Raw genomic sequence first — 26,565 nt, 5'->3', positions numbered from 1 at the left:
AAAGGATGGCCTATAAGGTCATCCTTTTTCTCATTAGTTATATTTTACTAGAATTGACATGACTTGTGTACGGTCAGAATTTAAATTTAGATAAATGTTGACCTTTTTCGCTGAAACGGTCATCGTGTTGAACATTGGATCAAGTTTAGCAGTTGGATACGCTTTTTTTACTTCCTTGACAGAAATCGTGCGTTTGACCATTTTCGGATCATATACGATTGCTGAAACTTTTGCTTTACTGTCTTTTACTCCGTACGTCGAACAATAATGAACGGAACGATCGGGTGTCATAAGCCCGTTACCACTTTGGCACCAGTTCGAATTTTTTTCACCTTTATATGCACTATGTACCTGTGCGAGTGTCGTTCGGTTAAGTTTAACGTTTTTGTCGAGTGACTTAGCATAACCGGCGTTCTTCTTAATATGTTGAAGCCAATTGACATCCGTTGGTTTCGTTGCTTCTGCTGATTGATTATATGAAGTGCCTGACACGACGCTGACGGCAAGAGCTGCTGTTAAGATAAGTCCTAAGATTCGTTTCATGGTGTTACCTCCTAAAAATACTTTGTTAAATAACTCATTCCCCCATTTCTCAAAAAATACTCATCTTCCATACATTTTTTAGAAAAATATTTTAAAAAAGGCTGGTATCCGTGGGATACCAGTCCTGTGTTATTTTTTATGCATTTTAAACTCTAAGAATAATTCATTGTAATGGGCAAGCATCTTTTTCCCCAAGTTTTTGTAGACTTCGAGTGTATCCGTCACAGCTTTATCCGGATAGAACCGTTCGTCTTCCCGTACCTCTGCGTCGAGGAGTTTTAAAGCATCTTTGTTCGGTGTCGAGTAGCCGACATAATCCGTATTCTTCGCAGCGATGTCCGGGCGCAACATGAAGTTGATGAACGCATGTGCCCCTTCGACGTTTTCCGCCGTTTTTGGAATGACGACATTATCAAACCAAACGTTCGACCCTTCTGACGGGATGACGTAGTTCAAGTCTTCATTTTCACTCATGATTTCATTGGCATCACCGGACCAGACGACCCCGATTCCGGCTTCTTCGTTTGCGAGCAGTAGCTTGATTTCATCTCCAACGATCGCTTTGACGTTCGGCGTCAAGTCCATCAAGTTCGCTTTTGCTTCCTGGAGCTTGTCTTCGTCCGTTTCGTTCAAGGAATAACCGAGACTGTTTAGACTCATCCCCATCACTTCACGGGCTCCGTCCGCTAATAAGATTTGATTTTTAAAGGCAGGGTCCCATAAATCTTTCCAACTCGTTGGTTCTTTTCCATCAAGCAGTTTTTGATTGTAGACGATGCCGACCGTCCCCCAAAAATACGGGATCGAATACTGATTGCCCGGGTCGAACGGCAAATCAAGGAAACGATCATCGATATGCTTGAGATTCGGAATTTTCGATTGATCAATCGGGATGACGAGATCTTCTTCAATCATCTTCGCAATCGCATAATCTGAAGGAACGGCGATATCATACGTCGTCCCTCCTTGCTCAATCTTCGTCAACATCGCTTCGTTCGAGTCGAATGTCTGATAGACGACTTTAATTCCTGACTCTTCTTCAAACTGATCGATTAAGTCCGGGTCGATGTAATCCCCCCAGTTGTAAATATTCAAGACATTTCCCCCGGAATAACCTTGTGTCGCGTTTAAGCGGTTCAAAGCAAACAGGATGACGCCCGAGATTAAAAAAATCGTTACGAACAATTGGATTAATTTTTTCAACGGTCATTTCACCTCCGGTCGTGACAACTTCGCTACAGAACGTTGGTTCAAGAAATAGTAGCCGATGACAAGTAAGAACGTAAATAAGAAGATGACGGTCGACAAGGCATTGATTTTCATCGAAATCCCTTGGCGTGCCAATGAATAGATTTCAACGGATAAGGTCGTAAACCCATTCCCCGTCACGAAAAATGTCACAGCAAAATCATCGAGTGAGTACGTCAGTGCCGTAAAGAATCCGGCAAAGATCCCCGGTGTGATGTACGGCAAGATGACTTTCGTCAGGACGTCCAAACGACTTGCCCCTAAATCACGTGCCGCATCGACGAGCGTCGGGCTCATCTCTTGCAGTTTCGGCAAGACGAGGATGACGACGATCGGGACAGAAAACGCGATGTGCGACAGTAAGACGGATGTAAAGCCAAGTTGAATCCCGAGCATCGTAAAGAAGATTAAGAACGATGCACCGATGATGACGTCCGGACTGACAATCAAAATACTATTAAGTGTCAGGAGCGACGTTTCAATCCGCTTTTTCCGAACTGCTTGAATCCCGATTGCACCGAACACGCCGACAATCGTCGAGATCGCTGCTGAGAGCAAGGCGATGACGAGTGTATTCAAGACGATGATCAAGAGGCGTGAATCTTGAAAGACTTCCTTATACCAATCCCACGTGAAGGAATCAAAGTTCGTCATGTTATCTGCACTGTTGAACGAATAGAATGCGAGATAGAAGATTGGAGCATACAAGACGATGAAGACACCAATCAAATATAGGTTTGCCAGTTTAAACCGTTTCATCATGCCGTCGCTCCTTTCTTCCGTTTCGTACTCGTCAAGGCGAGAATGATGGCCATCGCGATGATCAAGAAGACGGCGATTGTCGCACCCATCCCCCAGTTTTGGGTGACAAGAAATTGTTGTTCAATTGCTGTACCGAGCGTGATGACACGGTTCCCGGCAATCAGGCGGGTAATCATGAAGAGTGATAACGCCGGGATGAAGACAAGTTGACAGCCTGACTTCACACCATCAATCGTCAACGGGAAGACGACACGACGAAATGTCGTAAAGTTCGATGCCCCTAAGTCACGTGCCGCAAAGACGAGCGACGGACTTAACTTTTCGATGGCATTAAAAATCGGCAAAATCATGAACGGGATGAAGATGTAGACCGACACGAACACGAAGCTGAAGTCCGTGAACAGGATTTGTTTGCGCCCGATGCCAATCGCTTCAAGCGTTTGGTTCGCAAGCCCATACGTACTGAACAATCCGATGAAAGCATAGGCTTTCAGCAACAGGTTGATCCAGGTCGGCAAGATGATCAAGAGCAACCAAAGTTGTTTATGCTTCGTTTTCGTCAATAAATAGGCCGTCGGATAACCGATCGCAAGCGAAAACAACGTGATTAAAAAAGCATACCAAAATGAACTGAGCGTCATCGTCAAATACGTCGAGGTAAAGAAATTCTGATAGTTGACGAACGAGAAGTTTCCATCTAAATCAAGGAACGAATAATAGATGACAAGCACGATTGGTGCGATGACGAACAAGGCAATCCAAAATGTATAGGGAATCAGGTACCAGTTACGTGTTTTTTGCATCATAACACCCCATCGTACGATTCAAGCCGTTTATCAAAGTCCTCTTCCGTCTCATTCAGACGCATGACATGAATCGCTTCCGGATCAAATGTCAGACCGATATGCTCACCGACTGTCGCTTTTTTCGTGCTATGGACGAGCCACTCATTTCCGACTTCATCGATACAGGCGATTTCATAATGGACGCCGCGGAAGAGTTGTGAATCGACCGTCACCTGTAACTTCCCTTGGGCGACATTCGTGATTTCTAAGTCTTCCGGACGGATGACGATTTCGACTGGCTCATTCAATTCAAGTCCCCGGTCGACACATTCAAATTCTTTTTCAGCGAACGAAACGAGGTAGTCGTTTAACATCCGTCCCGGAATGATGTTCGATTCACCGATGAAGTCGGCGACGAAGCGGTTGATCGGTTCATCATAAATGTCGGTCGGTGTCCCCGATTGTTGGATTGAACCATGATTTAAGACAAAAATTTCATCCGACATCGCAAGCGCTTCTTCTTGATCATGCGTGACGAAGATGAACGTAATCCCAAGACGACGCTGTAAGTCGCGCAGCTCGTATTGCATCTCCGTCCGCAACTTCAAATCGAGTGCTGACAAGGGTTCGTCCAGTAAAATCACTTCCGGTTCATTAACGATTGCCCGGGCAATCGCGACACGTTGACGTTGTCCACCCGACATCTCTGTGATTTCCCGTTTTTCATAGCCCGATAAGTTAACGAACTTCAACGCATCAAGGACACGTTGCTTAATGTCTGCTTCTTTGACCTTTTTGATTCGGAGGCCGAAGGCGATGTTCTCGAAGACGTTTAAGTGCGGGAACAAGGCATAATCCTGGAAAACCGTATTGACTTGACGTTTGTTCGCCGGAACATCGTTAATCCGTTTTCCATTGAAGATGATTTCACCCGCTGTCGCTTCCGTAAAACCGGCAATCAAGCGCAGGACTGTCGTTTTACCGCATCCGGATGGGCCGAGCAATGTGTAGAACTTCCCCCGCTCGATTTCGAAGCTGACACCGTCGAGGACGGTTTGGTCGTCAAACTGTTTTGATACTTCTTTGAATTGAATGATCGTATTCGTTGTCACTTTAGTTCCTCCTTAAAGATACGAGTCGGTTGCTGTGACGAGAAGTTTCGCCTCCGTCGCTGACTCGTTTCGTAGTTGATGGATTTCTGACGCTTTATAGTAGAACGTCTCACCTTGTTTCGCCCGGAATATTTGTCGACCGAGTGCGAGTGTCACGTTACCCTTGAGGACATAAACGAATGTTTCCGATCCGGACGGTTCATAAGCTTTAAATGAACTGTTCGCAGCAAGCGTCAACAGGACCGGCTCCATTTCTTTTTCATTCGACTCCGGAATCAACCAGGTGACGTGGTACCCTCGTTCCTCATCGGCATAACTCGTGACATCGTCTCGTGTATAAACGACTTTCTGATTCAGCGCCTCCTCATCGAAAAAGTCTCTTGCTGAGATGCCTAATACTTCAAGGAGGCTAAATAATGTCTCAATCGAGGGAGAACTGATCTCTCGCTCGATTTGCGAAATATATCCTTTACTTAAATCGGTTCTTTCCCCGAGCTCTTCTTGTGTCAATCCTTTTTGAAGACGCAGGTTTTTAATTTTATTGCCAATCGTACGCACTTTACGCCCTCCTCTCCCATACTGTTGTTGAGTTTAGTATAAGACGACTGAAAGTTTACTAATCACGTACCGATTATAGCGTACTGACTTTTTTTAGCAAGGGAAATTACTCACTTTTTTCAGGAGGGTTTGACACCGATAACGCTTACACCTACAATTAATATCAGGTACTAAAATGAGGAGGAATTCACGATGCGCATTGCTTGGATTACAGACAGTACGACGATTGTGCCAAACTCAATCGTCGACCATCAAGACTTAACGATCGTCCCGTTACTTGTCATGAAGGATGGTGAAAGTTTTATCGACGGTGTCGATGTCAATGCTGAGACTGTCTATAGCTGGATCGATGCCGGTCATAAGGTCACGACGAGTCAACCTTCGATTGGGACTTTTACGGAACACTATGAAAAACTAAAAGCAGACTATGACTTCGGATTTGCCGTTCATTTATCGAGCGAACTGAGCGGTACGTATAATGCTTCCATTCAAGGAGCAGAAATTGCAGGTTTTCGTCTGATTGCGATTGATTCCCGTTGCGGCATCTATCCAGCAGGACAATTACTTGCGGAAGCGATCCAGTTAGCAGAACAAGGAGTTGCGATTGAACAAATCGAACAGATGATTTTAAAACGACGGTTCGATCATCACATCGAATTTACCGTCGAAAACTTAAAACAGTTGCAAGCTGGCGGTCGCATTTCATCGACGAAAGCTTTCGTCGGTAATTTACTTCAATTACGCCCGCTCTTCCACTTCGAGGAGGGCAAAATCGTTCCTTACCAGACGGTTCGGACCTTTAAGAAAGCGCACTCCAAAATTTATGATCATCTCGTCGAAATCCTTGAACGTGGTGACGTAACGGATATTTCACTGTTTCATGCCACAGCGTACGACTTAGCACGGGAATGGAAAGTAAAACTCGAGGCGCGCTTCGATGTCTCGATTCGTATTGACGATCTTACGCCTGTCCTCGGCTCACACACCGGGAATCCGGCGATTGGCATGTCATTCTTGAATCCGACAAGCCGACACTAATGTCTAAAACTGAAAGATTCAGGGTAAACCTTCTTTAGAGATTAAAGGAGGTTTTTCTATTGAAAAATAAATGGATTTGGTTGAACTGGCTTGGTTTCATCTTTGCTGTAACAGTTAACGCACTCGACGGTGGGAAAACCGGTCGTATTTCCGACACGATTCCGACGTTGTTCAAACCTGCCGGGTATGCGTTCTCGATTTGGGGACTCATTTATGGTGTTTTACTTGTTTGGTTGATTTTACAGACCATCCCAAAGTTCAAAGAACATGAAATCGCAAAAAAAATCGGTCCTTGGTTTTTGATTAGTTGTCTCTTTAATGCCGCTTGGATCGTCACATTCGCTTACAAACTTTTCCCATTGACGCTCGTCGTCATGATTGGTCTACTCGCTTCTTTGATGGTCATCTACTCGAAGGTCGATCGCGAAACAAAAGCCCTTCGTTTTAAAGTCCCGTTCTCCCTTTACATCGGCTGGGTCTCGGTCGCGACAATCGTTAACGTCTTCATCGTCATGCAGACGCAAGGCATCACGAAGTTGCTCGGCATCGGTGACGCCGGTTGGACGATGATCATGCTTCCGGTAGGTGTCATTGTCGCACTCATCTTTATGTTTGCGAACCGCGATCCGATTTATCCGCTCGTCTTCGTTTGGGCCTATATCGCGATCAACTTTAAATCAGATGACGGTCTCGTTGATACGGTCGTCCTCGGTAGCGTCGTCGTCCTTCTTGCAGGATACGTCTTCTTACTCGTCCGGATGCGTCGGCAAATCCATGTGAGCAAGTAACGTTATTTCTGTTTGAAACACGCGTATACTGGAGACAAAGGAGTGATTGTCATGAACATCACATTTACACGTCCCGCACTTGACCGGATTGAACAATTGCGCGGTGACATTAAAGGACAGCTTCATCTTTATTACGACACAGAAGGATGCGGTTGTGGAAACTCCGGTATCTTCAGTATCCGTTTCGTCGAGTCGGCGACTGACGAAGATATGACGATTGATTCAAATGTCGGTCCCGTCCTCGTCAAACGTTGGTCGAGTCACTTTCTCGATCAAGACATGACACTCGATTATAAAGAAGAATCAAAATCACTGATTTTAAAAAGCGACGGACAATACTTCAATACGAATGTTCTTGTGACCGATCATACCGGCTGTCAGTTGACACCGAATCGGTAAGTACAAAAAAGGCAGCCTCCCTTGTGGAAGCTGCCTTTTGTAATAGTTGGACAGACAGAGGCTGCGTTGATTACAGAGTCACGGTCATCTATAAAATGTACTAGAGTTCTGTCTGCATCGTACACGAGTCGAGTAGGTTTTTCCGCCCGATTAACCTACTACCAATACGTTTTTCGTCCCCCATATTTTCGCACGCATCGTGCCGGCGTGCTTATCTAGCTTACGTAACCAATCCGTGATTGGATTTAAAAAACAATATTTTTTTAGCCGACATCACGTACTGTGCGCTCAATCGTCTGCTGATCCAAGTCCTTGACGTTCATCGGACGGCTATAATAATACCCTTGTCCATAATCACAGCCGAGGCGTTTTAAAAATTCGTGCTGTTCGAGTGTTTCGACACCTTCCGCCACGACCTCAATTCCGAGACTTTTCGCTAATTGAATGATCATTTCCGTGATGGCCGTGCCCCGCTCGTCATGCGGAACCTCATCGATGAACGATTTATCAATCTTTAAGATATCGATTGGTAAGTGCTTCAAGTGGGTCAGTGAAGATAACCCTGTTCCGAAGTCATCCAAAGCAATCGTCAGACTCAACTGTTTCAGTTCACCAAGCATCATCAGGGCCCGTTCCAAGTTTTCCATGACAGAGGTCTCCGTAATTTCGAGTTGAAGATGAAGCTCTCCCCCGCGTTCGAGTGAATGATGGACAATCTCTTTAATCATTGAATTATGAGACTCCGACCGGAAGTGCATCGCTGATAAGTTGACCGACACTTGACGAATGAAATGATCCTCCTTTTTCCACAACTCCATCTGGTGAACCGTCTCCTTCAGGACCCATTCCGTCAGTCGATGAATCAAACTGTACTTTTCAGCAATCGGAATGAACTCGGCCGGTGAGATGAAGCCGAGTTTCGGATGGTTCCACCGAATCAGGACCTCTGCTTGTTCGACCTTCCCTGTCGCTAACGCAATCTTCGGCTGATAGACGAGATTAAATTCTTTGTAATCGGTCATCGCCTTTCGGAGTGAACCGACGATCAACTGTTCCCGTCGATCCGAGTGAATCAATTCATCATATAAAACAAACCGATCGCGCCCTTCATTTTTTCCGGCCCGTAAGGCACTCTCCATCTGACCAATCCGCATCTCTAACGTTTCTTCTGGATTCGGCAAGATGACACCAATCGTCGCAGTTAAATGAATCTCTTGATTTTCAAGGAGCATCGGTTGACGGATTTGCTCGAGCACTTGATTAAATGAAGCCTCAAGTTGTTCCGTATCGACTTGTTTAATCAAGAAAAATTGTGTTCCGTTATAGCGGATACAGGCTTCCTCTTCGCCGAGGATTTCTTTAATCCGATCTGCGAACTGACGAATGATCGTATCCCCTTGATCAAAACCGAATGTGTCGTTAATCCATTTATAGCCGTCTAAATCAATCAACGCCATCGCCATCGTTTGTTTCGAGCGGTTGTATTGTCCATCCACCTTCATCATGTGATGGTCAAGCCAGCGCCGATTGTGCAGCCCTGTCAAATGGTCCGTATAGGCCATCATTTGAAGTGCACGTCGTTCCAAGTGGATGTAGAGTCCCGTGATCAAGATGATTAAAATAAAGATTGGAATCGCCACTTCACTCAAGATGTTCGACGTGATCGGGTCATTTGACAAAACGGTAGTGGAATCAGCCGGTATACAAAATGTCGTTCCGAGCATGCCTACGTAATGCATCGCTGATACGGCTAAGCCCATCAATGTCGCGACAGGGATTAAAATGCGTTTTTTGTCGACATGGCGCGTCATATAAAGCAATAATAGCGCCACATAGGCAACCGTCACGGCAATCAACACTGAAAGAGTGAAGATGCCGGTGTCATAACGGATATCTCCCCCAAACTGCATCGCGGCCATCCCGAGGTAATGCATCATTGTAATTCCAATCCCGATGAGTGAACCTGCAAGCACGACTTTTTTACGCGTGATTGCAGAATAATATAATAAATAAAAGGCAATCCATGCAGCCGTGATCGCGGGTACGACCGAGAGTAACATCAGGACCCAGTCATAATTGACCGCGACCGATAATTCGAATGCACCCATTCCAATAAAGTGCATGCCCCAAATCGATAACCCCATCGTCAATGATGAAAGAAGCAGTGTTCGTTTTCTTAAGGATGTCGCTTTAGCCAAGCGTCGATTGAGTTCAAGCGAGGCGTAGGATCCGACAATGGCGACGATAACCGATAGGATGACCAGTGCCTCTTCATAGTGTTTCGGTAGTATGATCCATTCATTCATTGTGTAAGTGCCTCTCTTTTTGACTGACATTCCTATTAGTATCGTCTTAATTCGTCATTTCTTTCAGTACTGTTTCGAATTTTTATCAAAATCAGGCGAGAATACGCCCAATTCTAAACAATTCGGATGAAGCCCTAATGAAAGTGGGAGATGAATCGCCACCCTCTCTTTCGGGTATATCCGTTGTAAGGAGGTGAACATCATGTTGACTCACAAGGCCTACAAATTCAGAATCTACCCGACAAAAGAGCAGGAAATCCTGATCGCGAAGACGATCGGTTGTTCGCGCTTCGTCTTCAACCACTTTTTAGCGAAGTGGGATGAGACATACAAAGCGACAGGTAAAGGACTGTCCTACGGGTCTTGTTCGAAAGAACTCCCGTCGTTGAAGCAGGCGTTCGACTGGTTGAAAGAAGTCGATAGCACGCCTGTGCAGACAAGCGTCAAGCATCTTGCCGATGCCTTTGACCGCTTCTTCAAGAAGCAGAACGAACAGCCCCGCTTCAAGTCAAAGTGCAACCCTGTTCAATCGTATAAGACGAACATTCAAGGTAAGTCTCAACTTCCAGAAGTCTCGATTGTCGGCGCAAAAATCAAAATTCCAAAGCTAAAGTGGGTGCGTTTCGCCAACTCGAGGCAGGTCGTCGGACGCATCTTGAACGCGACCATCCGGCGTAACGCTTCAGGAAAATACTTCGTCTCCCTGCTCGTCGAGCAGGAGAGCAACGAAATGCCGAAGACGGGCTCATCCGTCGGCGTCGATGTCGGGTTGAAGCACCGTGCCATCCTGTCGGACGGCACGGTGTACAAGAATGACCGTTACTTCCGTTCGCTTGAGAAAAAGCTGGCACGTGAACAACGTAAACTCTCTCGTCGTCAACGGTTGACCTTGGACAAGAAAGTAACACTTTCCGAGGCGAAGAACTACCAGAAGCAGAAGCGGAAAGTCGCCCGCATCCACGAGAAGATTGCGAACAAGCGAACCGATTTCCTGCACAAGGTATCGATCGAGATCGTCAAAAACCACGACGTCATCGGCATCGAGACCTTGCAGGTGAAGAACATGCAGAAGAATCGCAAGTTGAGCAAGTCCATCTCTGAGGTCAGTTGGTCGGAGTTCTTCCGCATGCTCGGATACAAGGCGGCATGGTACGGAAAGACCGTCGTGAAAGTCGGCAAGACCTTCGCCTCTAGTCAACTGTGTTCCAGTTGCGGACATCAACACAAAGACGTGAAACATCTTGGCTTGCGTGAATGGACATGCCCGAGTTGCGGCATCCACCACGACCGCGATGTGAACGCAGGACTGAACCTCAAACAAGAAGCTGAACGCCTCTTAGCTTCTTCAACCGTCGGTACGACGGGGTTAGCCTGATCAATTTTCGACCGTTAGGTCGGATCACTCAGGAATCCTCCACCTCTAAGCGAAGCCTAGGTGGAGGTAGTTCAAACAGTTTGATGTGTTTTTCGACTATTTTGTACGAAATATACAAAAAAGAGACCCACATTTGTGGATCCCTCGAAATTTCTTCTTTTATAGTGTAGCGGATGCAATGACTGCTCCGGTTGGTTGTTCTAAATCTGGTTCAGGTTCGACCGTAATCGCGACGGCATCAATCTTTCCACTGCCTTTGAGTGCAAAGACTGCTGCTGCTTGACCATCTTGTTCGATGACTCCGTTCGCCTGTACTTGATCGCCTTGAATCGTCCACATCTGATACAACTCGCCTTCTTTAAGCGGTGGCAAGTCTTTCAATTGAACGAGCATGTATTCTTTATCGTCTTTCGTAAAGATCATGCTCGATCCTTGAATCGAAGCCGTACTCTCGAAATTTCCCATGCCGTTCACTTCATCCAGCGCTAACGCTTCTGTTTGTTCTGGTTCATCTTGCGCTAAGAAATAGGCGTTCGCTCCAAGCGATAATAAGAGAACCGCTGCAATGCTCATTAACCAACCGAGTGGGACTTTTCGTCTCGTTTGCTTTTTCGCACGTTTTGTCTCGAGTTCCGAGGCATGTTCCGGTGTCGGCTGTGTTGTTTTCACAATGTTAGGCGCTTCTTGATCCGTCTCGTTTGACGAAGCAAGGACTTCTCCTAAGATTCTTGATTTCATCCCAGCCGGTACCGGTCGTTCTGGAAGTGATTCCGCGATGGGAAGCATCAATTCTTCCATTTCTTGTAGCGCCTGCTTGCAGTCGTCACAAGTCGCAAGATGTGCTTCGAACGCGTCTCGATCGGCTGCAGATAACGTTCCATTAAAGTAATCAATTAAATCATGACAACGTTCTTCCATCAACGTTCCCTCCCTTCCAATAATTTTCGTAACGCTTGAATCGCACTCCTTATCCTCGTCTTCACCGTTCCGAGGGGCAATTCGAGCTGATCTGAGATTTGTTGTTGCGTTAACCCTTTAAAATAGACGAGCTCAATTAATTCTTGTTGCTCCGGTTTCAATGCTTGGACCGCTTCACGTACTTCAGAAGCGGTTTCCCGTTCGACGACCGTTCGTTCGACCGGTTCATCAAACCCACCGTCTCGTTCTTCAATTTCAATTGTCGGTTGTCGCTTTTCACGCCGTAAACAATCAAGCGCAGCATTTCGGGTAATCGTCAACACCCACGAAGAAAACTTTCCTTTCTCCGTATTGAAGTCAACACGTCCATTCCATATCTTCATCCAGACTTCTTGAATAACTTCTTCAGATAATCGATCGTTGTTCGTAAAGCGATGTGCGAATGAAAACAACAGCCTCTCGTATTTATCATATAACGTTTCAAGAGCCTGTTCATCTCCTCCACGCATCTGATGATAAAGCGATTCATCGGATTGAGTATGCATCCTTCTCCCCCTTGTGATTAGTCAGCCTTATCATATAGTATACGCAAGCTGACGCAAAATCGTTTTAGTTTTCTTTCGTTATTTTGATTATTTTTCTCCATCACATCCATATTCCCTGTTCTATCAAAAAATATAGCTGAAAAATCGATTGAATTGACAGAAATACCATGATGGGCATAGCATGAAGGTATCGAGAATACGTGTTGCACCTTAGAATGGAGGAAAACGAATGGATTACGATCAAAAGATGAAAAATCGGGTCAGTCGGATTGAAGGACAACTGCGCGGTATTTTACGGATGATGGAAGAAGGTCAAGATTGTCGTGACGTCATCACTCAGTTATCCGCTGCACGGTCAGCAATGGACCGGACGATTGGTGTCGTCGTTAGCTCAAACTTGATTGAATGTGTCAAAGAGGCTGAAGCCAGTGGTGAGGGACAAACAGAAGACTTAGTTAAGGAAGCTGTCAGTCTTCTTGTCAAAAGCCGTTAATTTAAAGGATGGTCTTCATTTCGGTAAACTTCCGAGCTGAAGACCTTTTTTAATAGAATCGATTGAATTTTCGAGCGGACGTTTTAGATTAAAGTAAAACAGGTACATTTACTGTGGATACTATGATTCATTTTAGATCACGACACAAACGACTCATATCGCTCTCTTCATTAAGATAGCAATGGTAATTTGTCTTTACTTGATTGATTCAAGCAAGACCATACGTAGGAGGAACATATATGACAGTCTCACTTTTTATTGATGTAGCATGTAAAACAGGCGAATCGCCTGTCTATGACGCCAAAACGAAACGCTTTTATTTCGTTGACATTCCAAACAAGCTGTTCTTTTCATATGATTTGACGACTGAGGCCTTGAAGCCGTTCCAGGTACCGAGCGCGATCACTTCAATCGCTTTAACTGATGCCCCTGATTTTCTCCGGGTGACTTCAGAACATGGTTTCGGAACATTCGATCTGAAAGAAGGTCATCTCTCACTCGAAACGAAGTTGACGATGCCCGACTCGGACCGGATGAACGACGGTAAACTCGATCCATCTGCGCAGTATGTAGCCGGTAGCATCAATGAAGAGGACGGGGAAACGGCCAGTCTCTACCGTTTGCGTCACGATGGCTCGATTGATGTCTTGCTCGAAAGCCTCACGAACTCAAATGGTCTCGTCTGGTCAGAGGACGGAACGACGCTGTACCATATCGACACACCGACTAAAAAAGTCTACGCCTTTGACTACGCACCTGATCAGCCCTTGACGAATCGCCGCGTAGCAATCGATTTAGAAGAAGAAGATGGTTTTCCGGACGGCATGACGAAAGACCGGGATGGACATGTCTTCATCGCGCATTATGCCGGTTCTTGCATCACACGTTGGAATCTTGAAACGGGTGAGAAGCTCGCACACATCGAGTTCCCGGTTGCAAATCCGACGTGCCCAATCGCTTATGAAGATCGTCTGCTCGTCACGACAGCGGCAGATGGAGACGATTCTGCGCATGCTGGTGCCGTCTTCGAAGTCACGTATTAATTTTTGTTTACTCCTCGGTCCAGTCGAGGAGTTTTTTTGTAGACGTCTGTACTAAAACAGGTGATACTAAAGTATCGACGATTATTTTAACGAGGGAGTGAAACGCTATGCGGATCTCAACGATTGAACGACTCCATCAATTACAGACGACACCCTCTTTTTTCCCGGTCAACTGTTACCTTTTTGAAGAAGCCGACAGCCTGACCTTGATTGATACCGGGATTTCACTGAACGCCAAAGCAATCCATCGCGTCATCAAGTCCCATCACAAACCGTTACGTTCCATCATCTTGACGCATGCCCACGCTGATCATGTCGGTTCATTCGACTTCTTAGCGAATGCCTTTCCACTCGCCGAAGTGGCAATCAGTTACCGCGACGCAGCGCTTCTTAGCGGTGACGAATCGCTTCGTGAAGGAGAGACGACACCCTTAAAAGGGGGCATCCCGAAAAACATCAAGACACGACCAGACCGTCTGCTTGAAAGCGGCCAACAAGTCGGAAGCCTGAGCGTCATTACGTCTCCCGGGCACACCCCGGGCTCGATTTCCTTATGGCATGAAGGCAGTCGGACGTTGATTGCCGGAGATGCCTTCCAAACACAAGGCGGAATCGCTGTTTCCGGCGATACGCGCTGGCAGTTCCCGTTCCCTGCTCTCGCGACTTGGGATAAAGACGTCGCCTTGAAGTCCGCCCATCAATTGACGGAACTGACGCCCGACATCCTTGCGACTGGACATGGTCCTCTCGTTCTCGCACCGAGCTATGAAATGCGTGAAGCTGTCGATCGGTTTGAACAATTGTTAAAACGCTGATCCCACAACAATCTACCGAACCCTTTGTCTTGCTTAAAAAGCAGGAAGTGCGGGAGATAAAAGCGTAAGTATAGACAATTCATGCAGCCGATTTAGAGCGCAATCCGTCTTGAATCGCATTAAACCGAAAAAAGCAATCGTTCGCGCCCCTGTCGCTTTGAAGACGAGACGAGGAACTGATCGCATCTAGACATAGCGTATTCACTTCTCGCACACGTTTTTCTACACGCTCAAAGGGTCTGACTCAAAAGCGGGAACCACTCTCGATTAAAAGGAATCAGGACTTTTTCCATACGTATCTCAGTCAAACACTCAACTATCTGAAACAATAAACATTTGTACAGATATGGCCGATGATCCCGTCAAAAGTGGGTCATCGGCCATTTACTTAATGGAGGACGGGAACGTTCATCCTCGACCCCTGTGGGAAAAGGTAGCGCGATTCGCGGTGAGGATAACAAAACCGTCCGTCACTCTGATTGATGTTGGAGCGACTCTTGAGTCAGCTCCTTCTTTTTTCATCAGCCCGTTCGAAATCAGCGGGACCTAACTCTTGTCATGACCCTCGATCAGAATGTTCCTCAAAACCACGGCACTTTTTCTAGCGTGTCACTTTCTTGTATTTTCCTAAGATGAGACCCTTCACTATTTCACCGACTCGTTTGGTACAGACGCGCCTCATAGGGCTGTAAGATCTCACTTGCACTCTCTTCATAGTTCGAGAGAAGTAACTGTTCATTCGGTAAGGCGAATGTCGTTTCGACCTGTTCATCATGGACGTTCAAGACGATTCGCCACGTCACCCCTGCGAATTCCCGTTCATATACGTAAAGATAAGGATCCTGAATCGCCAAATCACGATACACGCCATACACCATGACAGGATGTTCTTTTCGTAATTGAATCAACTCCCGGTAAAACGCGAGAACCGATTGCGGATCCTGTTCAGCTGCCTGCACGTTGATTGTTTTATAGTTCGGATTGACCGTCATCCATGGTGCCCCTGTCGTAAATCCGCCTGCCCGGCTATCATCCCATTGCATCGGTGTCCGCGAATTATCCCGCGCCCGTAGCTGCATCGATGACAAGACAGTGCCACTCGGCTCTCCCGCTGCGACGCGCTCCTCGTAACGATTACGGAAGGCGACGTCTTGGTACAGAGAAGCATCCGAGAAACGAATACCCGTCATCCCGATTTCTTCTCCTTGATAGACATACGGGATACCCGGTAACGTGTGTAGCATCAAGCCGAGTAACTTGGCGCTCTCGACACGATAGCACTCGCTACCGAAGCGCGTGACTTGTCTTGTATGATCGTGATTATTCAAAAATTGTGAAGCGACGCCTTTCGGGTACAGCGCATCATACCACCGTTTTTGAATCTGTTTATACCGCAGCAGGTCCATTTCTTCCATGTCATCGGCGACTTCGAAATGAAACAACGTCTGTAACTCCTGACGTTCTTCGCTGACATATAACAGCCCATCTTCGGGACCGACAAACGGAATCTCCCCGACCGTAAACAATTCTTTCCCCGCAAGAACTTCCTGATGCATCTCCTGTAAAAATTCATGGACTCCCGGTTGATTGCCTAAGTAGGACAAGTCAAACGGATCCTCCACATCGTCAAACGCCGCTCGTTTTTTAATCAAGTTAATGACATCCATCCGGAAACCATCGATGCCTCGGTCGATCCACCATCGCATCATCGTGTAGACAGATTGACGGACGGCAGGCTGTTCCCAGTTCAAATCAGGTTGTTCTGAAGCAAACGAATGAAAATAGTACTGTTGCCGTCCTTCATCCCACGTCCATGGACTCGGCGCAAAATACGACCGCCAATTGTTTGGTGGTGTTCCTTTTTCCCCGTCATGCCAAATGTACCAATCTGACTTATCATTCGTTTGATCACGGCGCGACTCCTCAAACCAGTGATGTTGATTACTTGTATGATTGACGACAAGATCGAGAATGATTTTTAAGCCGCGCGCATGCGCCGATTCAATCAGCTGGTCCAAATCTGCCATCGTGCCGGCTTTCTCCATGATGCCGTAATAGTCAGCGATGTCGTAACCGTTGTCGATATCAGGTGATGTATAACAGGGGTTAAGCCAAATGACATCCACCCCGAGTGAGGCGATGTAGTCAAGCTTTTCAATCACGCCCCGCAAGTCCCCCATCCCGTCTCCATTCGAGTCGTTAAAACTCCGCCAGTACACTTGATAAACGACGGCTTCTTTCCACCAGGTCCGATTCATCTTTTCCATCTCCCGTCTAGTAGTCGATCGATTACTTGTCTAGTGTATCAAGAACGTCGTCTGAAATTGGAATGTTCTTCTAATTTTTAAGGGATTTTAAAAAACCTCTTTCATTTTGACTGAAAATTCGCTATTCTTGACGACAATACCCGAAGGAGGAACAGAGATGAAACATTTCGCCCCATCGATCGCCATCGATCGCTTGCCCGATCCCGTCTTCGCAGAACTTGCCCAACGGATCGGTTCCGTCAAAGCCGCAGGACACGACGTCATCACGCTTGGTCAAGGAACACCGGACCAAACGACACCCGTACATATTCTCGATGCTTTAAAACAAGCCATCGATGATGCAAGCAATCTCCAATACCCGCCGTTTCGCGGACATGATTTCTTAAAACAGGCCGTCGCTAATTTTTATGAATCAGAATTTGGCGTGTCGGTTGATCCGGCGACAGAAGTCGCGATTTTACTCGGAAGCAAGGCCGGCATCGTCGCCCTTCCGCAGACGATCGTCAATCCCGGTGAAGGGGTCATCGTCCCGGATCCAGGTTACCCGGATTACTTATCGGGCGCAGCACTTGCCGGTGCGTATCCGATCACGCTTCCGCTTCTCGCTGAAAATAGCTTTTTGCCTGACTATGATCTCCTCGATTCGCTTGACGTCGAACGAGCCCGGATGTTGTTCCTCAACTATCCGAGTAATCCGACCGGTGCGACAGCGACGGCAGCGGCTTTTGAACAGACGGTCGCGTTCGCTGATGCACATGACATTTGCGTCGTCCATGACTTAGCGTACGGCGGGATCAGTTTCGATGGTCCGACGCGGAGTTTCCTCCAGACGGAAGGCGCTAAGCATGTCGGGATTGAGTTGTTTTCACTCTCTAAACGGTTCAACATGTCCGGCTTCCGGATTGCCTTTGCAATCGGTAATCCGTCCGTCATCGCGAGCATCGAAACATACCAGGAACACCTTTACGTCAGTGCCTTCACACCGATCCAGCATGCAGCGACGGTCGCACTTTCAAGCGACCAGACATGTGTCCGTGAACTGAGCGCCTTGTATGAGACGCGACGCGATGCGTTGTTCGGTGCATTAAACGAAATCGGCTGGGCAGGACCGGTTCCGGGTGGTTCGTTCTTCGTCTGGCTCCCTGTTCCGTCCGGCTTCACGTCACAAAGCTTCACCGATCACCTGCTCGACGAAGCGCACGTCGCCGTGACACCGGGTCATTTCTTTGGTACATACGGTGAAGGTTACGTCCGGATCAGTCTGATTGCCGATGTCGACCGACTCGTCGAGGCTGTCAAACGAATCGGGACCCTTCAGCTCTTCCAAACCGCCGTTGCCGAATAATTCTGAAAAAACGTTTGACAGATGGGAATCATTTCCGTTAAAGTAAATCCCAACAGCATAGCTACTTATCGAGAGCGACCGAGGGATTAGGCCCAACGACGTCCGGCAACCACCAGTAATGGAACGGTGCCACATCCTACAGAACTTCTTTTGTTCTGAGAGATAAGTTACGAAATTCTACAATTCGTCGCTTTTTTCTGGTTGCTCTCTAACTGGAAAAAAGCGATTTTTTTGTATAGGGAGGGAAACATCATGATTGAGTTCGCACACATCACAAAACAATTTGTCCGTGACCGTACACCGATTTTTGCATTAAACGATGTCAACTTAACGATTGAACAAGGGGAAATTTTCGGCATCATCGGTGAATCCGGCGCCGGAAAAAGTACACTCTTACGGTTGATTAACGGACTCGAGACACCGACGAGCGGTACGGTCATAGTAGACGGAGCCAATCTATCACGTGTCTCCAAAACGTCTCTCCGCAAACTCCGTCTCCGGGTCGGTATGATCTTTCAACACTTTCAACTGATTCAGTCCCGCACCGTTGCCGACAATATCGCGTTCGCCTTAAAGGCTGCCGGTGTCAAACGGCGTGAGTTCCCGAAACGGATTCAAGAATTAACGGCACTCGTCGGACTCGAAGGATTCGAGACGAACTACCCGAGCCAACTCAGTGGTGGACAAAAACAACGCGTCGGCATCGCACGAGCGCTCGCCAACAATCCAAACGTCTTACTCTGTGACGAAGCGACATCAGCGCTCGATCCCGTGACGACGCTCCAGATTCTCGATTTACTGAAAGATTTGAACGCCCGGCTCGGTTTGACGATCATCCTCATCACCCACGAAATCGACGTCGTCAAACAAATTTGTCACCGCGTCGCCGTCATGGCGCACGGTGAAGTCGTCGAAGTCGCTTCGACTTACGCCATATTTAGTCAAGCCGAACATCCGGTCACAAAACATTACGTCGATACGGCACTCCAAATCGAGTTGCCGGAACGGATTTTACGGACGACACCCGGCAAAGTCATTCGACTTCAGTTCACGGGTGAAAAAACAGGTGAGAGTACCTTATCTGAAGCCATCAAACAATTCGATATCGCAGTCAGCATCCTGCATGGGAAGGTCGACTACATTCAGGACGTCGCGTTTGGCGTCTTAATCGTCAGTTTGACGGGACCGACACTGCACGTGAATCGTGCCTTAACCTGGCTCGAGGGACAGTTGCACGCAATCGAGGTGATTCAAGATGTCGCTTGACCGGTTTACGACAATGCTTCCCGACTTAACGAAAGCACTCGGAGAGACGGCCTTCATGGTCGGCATTTCACTCGCCTTCGCCATCATCATCGGAATTCCACTCGGGATTTTATTATTCATCACCGACCGCGGACTCTTTTTCCAAAACGTTTTCATTCGAACGACGTTGGACTTCGCCATCAACATCGTCCGCTCGTTACCATTCATCATCCTACTCGTTGCTTTGATTCCATTGACGCAACTCATCACGAAGACGACGATCGGTCCCGCTGCCGCCTCGGTCAGCTTGAGCGTCGCCGCGATTCCGTTTCTCGCCCGACTCGTCGAAACCTCACTCCGTGAGATTCCACCCGGCTTGATTGAAGCAGCAGAAGCGTGCGGGGCGAAACCGCTTCGCATCATTATCAGTGTTCTCCTTCCGGAAGCATTGCCCGGAATCATTCAAGGCTTGACGTTGACCTTGATCAGTCTGATCGGATTCTCAGCGATGGCAGGGATTGTCGGTGGCGGCGGAATTGGTGACCTCGCGATCCGGTTCGGTTATTACCGGTACGATAACGTCGTCATGATCATGACGATCGTCGTGCTTGTCGTCATCATTCAAGTCATTCAGGCACTCGGCAACCGGTTCGCACGTGTCGCCGATAAACGATAACTTACAAATAGAGAACGCAAGGGAGAGATTACGATGAAAAAACGCTATGCCTTTTTAGCAACAGGATTATTAGGAGCAAGCATCTTAGCCGGATGCGGTGACAGCAGTGCAAATGAAGAAACGAAGTCCATCAAAATCGGGGCGACGAGTGGTCCGTATAGCGATATGGTCAAAGAAGCGATTCAACCGGGACTCGAAAAGAAAGGCTACAAAGTCGAAATCGTCGAATTCAGTGATTACATTCAACCGAACCTTGCCCTCGGGAGCGGTGATATCGATGCCAACCTGTTCCAGCACTCGATTTATTTAAAAACGTTTGCGAAAGAAAAAAATCTCGATCTCACAGGGTTGATCACTGTCCCAACCGCACCGATGGGATTATACAGCAAGTCCTATAAAACGTTGGACGATGTCAAAGAAGGTGCTGAAGTCGCGACACCGAACGATCCGACGAACCAGGCACGTGCTTTGAACCTGTTAGCGGATCAAGGTTGGATTGAACTAAAAGCAGATACCGATCCATTGACCGTCTCAGAAAAGGACATCATCAAAAATCCAAAGAAACTCGTCATCAAACCGCTTGAAGCCGCTCAGCTCCCACGCGCTGTCGAAAGTGTTGATATTTCAGCTGTTCCCGGAAATTTCGCACTTGCTGCGAAGTTCGACTTACTCGATGCACTCGCACTCGAGACGATGAACGAGCAGTACCGCAACTTAGTCGCTGTTAAGACAAGTGACGAAGACAAACAACTGGCCAAAGACTTAACCGCTGTCGTCAAATCGGATGATTTTAATGAAGTGATCGAAAAATCATTCAAAGGATTCAGCAAACCAGACTGGGCGAATTGAGCAGGAGTGTCTGTCTGACTTTTACGCAAACACCTTCGTCTTGCCACTTCTTAAAAGGGTAAACGCCATAAAAAACCGGACGGCTCCACCTCCTTTCAATAACAGGGGTGGGCCGTCCGTTTTTTCGATAGTATCTCTGTTACTCGTCGCTCCCCTCTTCCCGAATCGCAGCCTTTCTCAGGTCTTCTTCCATTAGAAAGCCTAAAAAGATTTGCTTCCACGTGACTCCTACGGGAAAAAGCGCAAGGCTTGCTTGCGCCTCGCCCGAGGAAAGCACGAGAAGCAGGAATCTTTTCGCCTCTTAACATTCATTTCCACCGACTGACACCACATATTTTCTGATTCGTAGAATGCGTCGCCCATCCTTCCCAAATCGTCTCCGAGCGGCAAGCCTTCGCGCCGCTTCGTTTCACTGCAGGGTTGCGCTTGCTTGCTCTTTCGCTCGAAAGCGATTCGTGTCAGGAAACGCGACGCATCACAGGATTTCTAGTATCTCCTTCTATATAGAAAAGCTAAAAAAGATTCACTTCATCGTGACTCCTACGGGAAAAAGCGCAAGGCTCGCTTGCGCTGTCAGAGGCAGGCGAGACCCTGCATCTTGACCTGTAAGGGAAAGAGGCAACGGCTTGCGCCTCGCCCGAGGAAAGCACGGGAAGTAAGAATCTTTCGTACCACTTATATCAACCACCTACGTTTTTTGATTCGTAAGATATCACGTTTCCCGGGACTCAAGACAAACCAAAAAGCCTAGGTTCCCATTGACGAGAACCTAGGCTTTACTTTAGTTCGTGCTATTTTCACGGTGTTCTAAAGTTAATCGTAAAGTACGGTGCATCTTTTCTAAACGCCACTCCAACATCCGCTTGTTTGAAGCCGCTTTGCATGATGTTCTCACGATGCCCTTTTGAGTTCATCAATCCCCAGTGAGCAGCGAAGACATTTGGATACCCCATCGATAAGTTTTCACCCGCCATCGAGAAGCGAATGCCTTCTGCCTTCATCCGGGCGAACGGGTCACGGCCTTCAGGATCCGTATGCGAGAAAAAGTTATTCTCCGCCATGTTTTCACTGTGTCCGCGCGTGACCGGTTTTAATGCTGTATACGGCGACAATGCAGGTTTCTTGTATTCGGCACGTTCCCAGTTCATCAGGCGTAACATCAATTTCTCATCCGTCGTCCGTAATGCTTTTGAAGCAGCACCATAGAACCCTTCTTTTTTCGCTTCGACGTCCTTCGGAATCGCCAGTGTTGCTTTGACGCGATTTTTATCATATTGATCAAAGAAATACGTCACGTAGTTATCGTTCTTTTCATAGACGGCTGCGTGATCAAGGTTCAGCATGTAGTTCGTATTTCCCTTTCGATAGGACTTGACGACCTTCCAGCCTTTTTTCGCAAGCGTCGCTTCCGTATCTTTATTTAACGTCGCGCCTTGCGTCGTCACGCCGTCCCGGAAACGATACTTCCCGTAATCTTTCCCGTCTTTCGTCAGTGCGACAAACTCCTCTGTCGCTGTCCGTCTGACTTCCCACTTGTATCCCGGGTACTCACTTGTATATGCATCAATCAGCTTTCCCCCACTTTTCGGGTACTCCGCCTCCGCTTGTTCGATTGGAACGCTTTCGCAACCAAAGAAAGCAAATGCTATTACCCCGAGGACTAATACTTTTTTCATCCTGCTGGTCCGCCTCCTTCTTTCTTGCATTACCCTTATTTTAAAAGAAATTGAACCGTTCGAACAGTCAGAGTATCCATTCTAAGAAAATCACATGATTCATTCGACTTGTTCACAACACAGACACATTTTAGTAACATCGCCTTTAAAGGTCTGACAACTTAGTCCGAAGCCATTCTCATTTCATTATCGTACAGAAAATGAACTATTTTCCCCTCTTGTTGAAATGTGTGAACATTCTTTTATTTTCATTCTTTGCAAATCTTATTGCCGTTCTTTCATCACCTAGCTAATATTAGGAATCGTAAGGAAAAAAAATACGTGTTTGTCCATATAATATCCATCAAAAGGAGTATGCCATGATTCTTCTCTACTTTATCTATGAATCGATTACGTTTCTCGCGATTCAGCAGTACTTGTTTTCAGGTTGGATGATTCTCGTTGTGTTGACGGTCTCCTTTAGTCTCGCGAACGCACATGACGAAGTTCACTATAGCCAACGTTTCGGATTCGAACTGCTCGTTCCCGGTGTCGGAAACTTATTACGGAAGAACTTTATCGTCGGTCTCGCCACGATTATTACCTTAATCATCATCCACTTCATGTACATGTTTCGGATCCTTCCTCTTGAAACTGCCCTGCTCCTCACCTTTTCAATCAGTAGCCTTTCCTTCCTATCTCTTTTTATCCGAACACACAAAAAAGCGGACCGCTAAGTCCGCTTTTAAGCCTCTTTACTTAATACTTATCTGTTTCTTTCAATTTATACCCATTCGATAATTCTAACCAAACCGTATTTCCTTTTTTCGTTTTCACCTTGATGTAAGGACGGTCTTTAGAAACACGTAGCTCAAGAAGTTCACCTTGCTGATCAGCGTGTGTCTCACTTGCTTTATCCCAGTTTCCTGCAAGTTTACGCTCGATGAAGATATGTTTTCCTTTTTGAACAGCACGCCATTTCCCGATTTCTGCTTTACCATTAACTGCTTTTGCGCTTTCCATCCCCTGAATCGAAATGATTGCCGGATCGTGGTCGCTCGCGCTTCCGTCTGCTTCCATGTAATCCGAGTTGATGTTGACGATGTCAGAAGACGTATACGATTTTAAGTTTTTCGAGATTAGGATGTGATCGAGTACTTGTGCGTTACCATTATAGACATACGAGTAACGTTCTGATTTCGGAAGATCATCGACCGTGTTCCACAAGTTCTTTCCTTTGAGGATGTCGAGTGTTTTCGAGAACTGGAAGTCATTCAAGTCACCAAGAACAACGACATTCGAGTCTTTGACTTCTGTTTCGAGTTCATTGACGAAATCTTGGACGATTGTCGCAATCGCATGACGCTGTACTTCGCTCTTACGTACGACCGGTTGATTTTTACCGAAGTCTGCTCCGTCGCCACCTTTAGAGTTAAAGTGGTTGACGATGACATGGTACGACTCCCCTTTGAAGAGGAATTCCCCGACGAGTGGCTTCCGTGAACTTGCGAAGTTCGGGTCGAGCGGTTGAATCCGTCCCGGGTTACTCGTCAACTTGCCGTTTTCGACCGAAACCGCTTCTGTTGCCGTTCCTTTTTTACCTGGTGCAAGTGAGACGCGCTCCGGGTTATACAAGAAGCCGACACGGATGTTTCCGCCTGGCTGTCCGCCATCTTTTTTATCTTCTGGTGCGATGTCTGTATACGCATACTTAACGCCAGTTTTCGCTTCAATTGCTGCAATCAATGTTTCAAATGATTTGGATGCATCGACGGTTCCACTATCAACTGCACCATCGTTATCTTGCATTTCTGTCAAACCGACGATGTCCGGTGTTTTGAGGAACGTCGCAATCCCTTCCGAGACACGATCAACTTTCCCGGCGTCTGCTGTCGAAGCAAAGTTTTCGACGTTATACGATGCGACCGTCAAACGTGACTCTCCTGTTTCGATGTTCGTCGGTTGACGATCAATTTCACTCGTGACGAGTTTCGGAAGATCAGCTGCTTTTGACAAGACTTTATAAGCAGAGTAGTTGTAGCTCATGACGCCTTCAATCGTTCCTTCAAAACGGTCACCTGATTTCGCACGGTATGACGAACTGCCCATCTCGACGAAGAGACGTTCCGGGTTGACGTTGTCTGCCGTCAAGATTGGTGTACCACGTTTCGTGTAGACTTTGTCTGCTGTTTGCGTCCGGACCGGAATCGTCCGGTTTGCTTGTGGACCTGTAACGATGGCATTCGGAAGTGCAACACGCATCCCTTCGACACTTTCATACAGGTCGATTGCATCTTCTTCCGGATCAAAGTTCGCGAACGCATCGTTATCGACGACATCCGTCGGAATCAAGACGCCGTCCCCACCGAGGACGATGCTTGCAGGTAATCCTTCGTTAAGTGCTCCTTTAACGAGGTTGACAGCACTGAGCTCTGTTACAGGCAAGTCTGTCTCCGCTTTATCACTATATCCACCTAATAGCCATTCTTTCACATATCCAGTTGTCGCGACCTTTTGTCCGACTGCCGCTCCGTGGTTTTTCGAATACACTAAGATACCTTCAGATGTCTTACTGTTATTATCCGGATTCGGATCCTGCATGTAGAAGTTGTTTGCATCCACGATATACGTGACGACACCTGTCGTCCGAACGAGTTGATCGGCGTATGGAGACAAATGTGCAATTCCTTGGATACTGCTGATTTTCGTGAGGGGTGGTGCGATGTAATATTTGAACGTCGAAACGGCTGACGTTTTATCATTCTTGACGACGACTGCTTGAATCGTCATTTCCTCATTAATTATGATCGGCTCTGAGTAAACCGGACTTTCAACTGTCGGTGTTGATCCATCGACTGTATAGTGAATCGTCCCTTCCCCTGTAAGCGTTACTTTATCACCACGCTCAACTTCGCCGACTGGGTCAGCCGTTGGTGCAACGAGAATATCGCCTGCTACTGCTTTATGTGATCCTAAATCTGTTAATGTATCGACCGGGAAGCTTGTCCATTGTGACGGTTCATATGTTTTTGAACCGGTCGTCACGTTTGTGTTACGGACGAGCGTCGTATCTTTCGCGAAATCCGCACTTGATCCGATCGGTCCGATGATGTCGAGGACGACATCTCCTTTTTTCAGGGCAACGGGATCGTTACCGTTGAAGTTCAGTGATCCTGTCGTTTGTTGTGCTTTTGCTTTAATGTCAGCATTTGCACTTGAGTTTGCAATGACGAATGTTTTCCCCGGGTCAATCGTTCCGGAAAGCGTGATTTTTGATTCAGACGGTCCACCATTCGTATACTGTACGAGTGTGTAGTCAGCGAGATTGATGATTTGTCCCGAACCATTGTAAATCTCGATCGCTTTGTTATTGCTCGATCCTTCTATGTACTCTGACAGGATGACGCCTTCGCCCTCTGCCCCTACGATGATGCCTGCCTGCGGAAGAATACCTGCTGTTAATGCTCCGACCAATGCCCACTTACCAAACGTACTTCCGTATTTCATGATGTTGACCCCCTATTTAATTTTCTGACACTTCTTTATAATATCAGAAATAATTTGGAAAAGTGTATATTTTTCGTAAAAAAACATGTTATCCTTCGTAAATGATAATAATGGTATCGCTTACAAATTTTTATCGTTCGCTTTTATTATAATTATCTTTTGGAGTCACTCTCATCAATGGATGTCTTCCCACCGTTAGCAAGTTAAAAAAGGGCATAAAAAAAACGCCTTCTCAGCGTGTTGGTTTCTTTTACATTAGTTGTCAGTGGAATCGAGGACACAGGTGATCAAAA

Annotated in this window: 24 protein-coding genes and 1 riboswitch; of the genes, 12 read left to right on the top strand and 12 right to left on the bottom strand. The window is 46.9% G+C overall.

What is annotated here, in order from left to right:
* Positions 1–33 precede the first annotated feature (33 nt).
* The 6 genes from KNQ02_RS00640 to KNQ02_RS00615 form a co-directional block, all read right to left on the bottom strand.
* Positions 34–543, bottom strand: a complete 510-nt coding sequence (locus KNQ02_RS00640; RefSeq protein WP_029331533.1) for a hypothetical protein — start codon at positions 541–543, stop codon at positions 34–36.
* A gap of 129 nt (positions 544–672) precedes the next feature.
* A complete protein-coding gene (locus KNQ02_RS00635) occupies positions 673–1,734 on the bottom strand; it encodes an ABC transporter substrate-binding protein (protein WP_371816049.1) in 1,062 nt (353 codons plus the stop codon).
* 15 nt (positions 1,735–1,749) lie between these two features.
* Positions 1,750–2,553 carry an ABC transporter permease gene (locus KNQ02_RS00630; RefSeq protein WP_088837844.1) on the bottom strand — a complete coding sequence of 268 codons (804 nt, stop codon included), beginning with the start codon at positions 2,551–2,553 and terminating at the stop codon, positions 1,750–1,752.
* Complete coding sequence (locus tag KNQ02_RS00625; RefSeq protein WP_214807158.1) at positions 2,550–3,359, bottom strand: ABC transporter permease; 810 nt, start codon at positions 3,357–3,359, stop codon at positions 2,550–2,552. The genes KNQ02_RS00630 and KNQ02_RS00625 overlap by 4 nt, the downstream gene beginning before the upstream one ends.
* Positions 3,356–4,450: an ABC transporter ATP-binding protein gene (locus KNQ02_RS00620; protein ID WP_088837846.1), complete on the bottom strand. Its 1,095-nt coding sequence runs from the start codon at positions 4,448–4,450 to the stop codon at positions 3,356–3,358. Before KNQ02_RS00620 ends, KNQ02_RS00625 begins: the two co-directional genes overlap by 4 nt.
* 12 nt (positions 4,451–4,462) lie before the next feature.
* Positions 4,463–5,008 carry a helix-turn-helix domain-containing protein gene (locus KNQ02_RS00615; protein WP_088837847.1) on the bottom strand — a complete coding sequence of 182 codons (546 nt, stop codon included), beginning with the start codon at positions 5,006–5,008 and terminating at the stop codon, positions 4,463–4,465.
* A 192-nt stretch (positions 5,009–5,200) separates the two neighbouring features.
* Between KNQ02_RS00615 and KNQ02_RS00610 the strand changes: the two genes are divergently transcribed.
* Genes KNQ02_RS00610 through KNQ02_RS00600 form a run of 3 tightly spaced genes read left to right on the top strand, consistent with a single transcriptional unit; the run spans position 5,201 to position 7,233 of the window.
* On the top strand, positions 5,201–6,046 hold the full coding sequence (locus KNQ02_RS00610) for a DegV family protein (protein WP_214807155.1): 846 nt from the start codon (positions 5,201–5,203) through the stop codon (positions 6,044–6,046).
* A 59-nt stretch (positions 6,047–6,105) separates the two neighbouring features.
* Complete coding sequence (locus KNQ02_RS00605) at positions 6,106–6,834, top strand: tryptophan-rich sensory protein (RefSeq protein WP_214767096.1); 729 nt, start codon at positions 6,106–6,108, stop codon at positions 6,832–6,834.
* A gap of 51 nt (positions 6,835–6,885) precedes the next feature.
* Positions 6,886–7,233 carry an iron-sulfur cluster biosynthesis family protein gene (locus KNQ02_RS00600; RefSeq protein WP_088837850.1) on the top strand — a complete coding sequence of 116 codons (348 nt, stop codon included), beginning with the start codon at positions 6,886–6,888 and terminating at the stop codon, positions 7,231–7,233.
* Between the two features lie 263 nt (positions 7,234–7,496).
* Here KNQ02_RS00600 and KNQ02_RS00595 read toward each other — a convergent pair whose 3' ends face one another.
* Entirely contained in the window at positions 7,497–9,539 is a 2,043-nt protein-coding gene (locus KNQ02_RS00595) for a putative bifunctional diguanylate cyclase/phosphodiesterase (protein ID WP_214768905.1), read from the bottom strand.
* Between the two features lie 202 nt (positions 9,540–9,741).
* Here KNQ02_RS00595 and tnpB point away from each other — a divergent pair, with 202 nt between their 5' ends.
* A complete protein-coding gene (gene tnpB / locus KNQ02_RS00590; RefSeq protein ID WP_214807154.1) occupies positions 9,742–10,914 on the top strand; it encodes an IS200/IS605 family element RNA-guided endonuclease TnpB in 1,173 nt (390 codons plus the stop codon).
* Positions 10,915–11,073: 159 nt separating this feature from the next.
* Here tnpB and KNQ02_RS00585 read toward each other — a convergent pair whose 3' ends face one another.
* On the bottom strand, positions 11,074–11,832 hold the full coding sequence (locus KNQ02_RS00585; RefSeq protein ID WP_214767092.1) for an anti-sigma factor: 759 nt from the start codon (positions 11,830–11,832) through the stop codon (positions 11,074–11,076).
* Entirely contained in the window at positions 11,832–12,377 is a 546-nt protein-coding gene (locus KNQ02_RS00580; protein ID WP_088837853.1) for an RNA polymerase sigma factor, read from the bottom strand. Before KNQ02_RS00580 ends, KNQ02_RS00585 begins: the two co-directional genes overlap by 1 nt.
* Positions 12,378–12,606: 229 nt before the next feature.
* Here KNQ02_RS00580 and KNQ02_RS00575 point away from each other — a divergent pair, with 229 nt between their 5' ends.
* The 3 genes from KNQ02_RS00575 (at position 12,607) to KNQ02_RS00565 (ending at position 14,728) form a co-directional block, all read left to right on the top strand.
* Positions 12,607–12,870, top strand: a complete 264-nt coding sequence (locus tag KNQ02_RS00575) for a metal-sensitive transcriptional regulator (protein ID WP_088837854.1) — start codon at positions 12,607–12,609, stop codon at positions 12,868–12,870.
* A gap of 239 nt (positions 12,871–13,109) precedes the next feature.
* Positions 13,110–13,913: an SMP-30/gluconolactonase/LRE family protein gene (locus KNQ02_RS00570; RefSeq protein ID WP_214768907.1), complete on the top strand. Its 804-nt coding sequence runs from the start codon at positions 13,110–13,112 to the stop codon at positions 13,911–13,913.
* A gap of 107 nt (positions 13,914–14,020) precedes the next feature.
* Positions 14,021–14,728, top strand: coding sequence for an MBL fold metallo-hydrolase (locus KNQ02_RS00565; protein ID WP_214807153.1), 708 nt, complete (start codon positions 14,021–14,023; stop codon positions 14,726–14,728).
* A gap of 650 nt (positions 14,729–15,378) precedes the next feature.
* Here KNQ02_RS00565 and KNQ02_RS00560 read toward each other — a convergent pair.
* Positions 15,379–16,986, bottom strand: coding sequence for an alpha-glucosidase (locus KNQ02_RS00560; protein WP_214807152.1), 1,608 nt, complete (start codon positions 16,984–16,986; stop codon positions 15,379–15,381).
* Between the two features lie 166 nt (positions 16,987–17,152).
* On the opposite strand from KNQ02_RS00560, the gene KNQ02_RS00555 reads away from it, so the two are divergent.
* From KNQ02_RS00555 to KNQ02_RS00540, 4 genes are all read left to right on the top strand, one after another.
* Positions 17,153–18,340 (top strand): aminotransferase class I/II-fold pyridoxal phosphate-dependent enzyme, encoded by a 1,188-nt coding sequence (locus KNQ02_RS00555; RefSeq protein WP_214807151.1) that lies wholly within the window; start codon positions 17,153–17,155, stop codon positions 18,338–18,340.
* Positions 18,341–18,402: 62 nt separating this feature from the next.
* Positions 18,403–18,509: riboswitch (SAM riboswitch) on the top strand.
* An 83-nt stretch (positions 18,510–18,592) separates the two neighbouring features.
* Complete coding sequence (locus tag KNQ02_RS00550) at positions 18,593–19,606, top strand: methionine ABC transporter ATP-binding protein (RefSeq protein WP_214807150.1); 1,014 nt, start codon at positions 18,593–18,595, stop codon at positions 19,604–19,606.
* Positions 19,596–20,261, top strand: coding sequence for a methionine ABC transporter permease (locus KNQ02_RS00545; protein ID WP_214767083.1), 666 nt, complete (start codon positions 19,596–19,598; stop codon positions 20,259–20,261). Before KNQ02_RS00550 ends, KNQ02_RS00545 begins: the two co-directional genes overlap by 11 nt.
* Positions 20,262–20,294: 33 nt before the next feature.
* Positions 20,295–21,110 carry a MetQ/NlpA family ABC transporter substrate-binding protein gene (locus KNQ02_RS00540; RefSeq protein WP_214768917.1) on the top strand — a complete coding sequence of 272 codons (816 nt, stop codon included), beginning with the start codon at positions 20,295–20,297 and terminating at the stop codon, positions 21,108–21,110.
* A 797-nt stretch (positions 21,111–21,907) separates the two neighbouring features.
* Here KNQ02_RS00540 and KNQ02_RS00535 read toward each other — a convergent pair.
* Positions 21,908–22,786 carry a CAP domain-containing protein gene (locus KNQ02_RS00535; protein WP_214767081.1) on the bottom strand — a complete coding sequence of 293 codons (879 nt, stop codon included), beginning with the start codon at positions 22,784–22,786 and terminating at the stop codon, positions 21,908–21,910.
* A gap of 359 nt (positions 22,787–23,145) precedes the next feature.
* Between KNQ02_RS00535 and KNQ02_RS00530 the strand changes: the two genes are divergently transcribed.
* On the top strand, positions 23,146–23,502 hold the full coding sequence (locus tag KNQ02_RS00530) for a hypothetical protein (protein ID WP_214807149.1): 357 nt from the start codon (positions 23,146–23,148) through the stop codon (positions 23,500–23,502).
* Between the two features lie 22 nt (positions 23,503–23,524).
* Here KNQ02_RS00530 and KNQ02_RS00525 read toward each other — a convergent pair whose 3' ends face one another.
* Entirely contained in the window at positions 23,525–26,272 is a 2,748-nt protein-coding gene (locus KNQ02_RS00525) for an FN3 associated domain-containing protein (protein ID WP_214807147.1), read from the bottom strand.
* Positions 26,273–26,565 lie beyond the last annotated feature (293 nt).

The sequence above is a fragment of the Exiguobacterium sp. s102 genome (assembly GCF_018618635.1).
GTDB classification, from domain to species: Bacteria; Bacillota; Bacilli; order Exiguobacteriales; family Exiguobacteriaceae; genus Exiguobacterium_A; species Exiguobacterium_A oxidotolerans.
The sequence above is the reverse complement of the archived record's forward strand: the minus strand, read 5'-3'. Positions and strand labels throughout refer to the sequence as shown.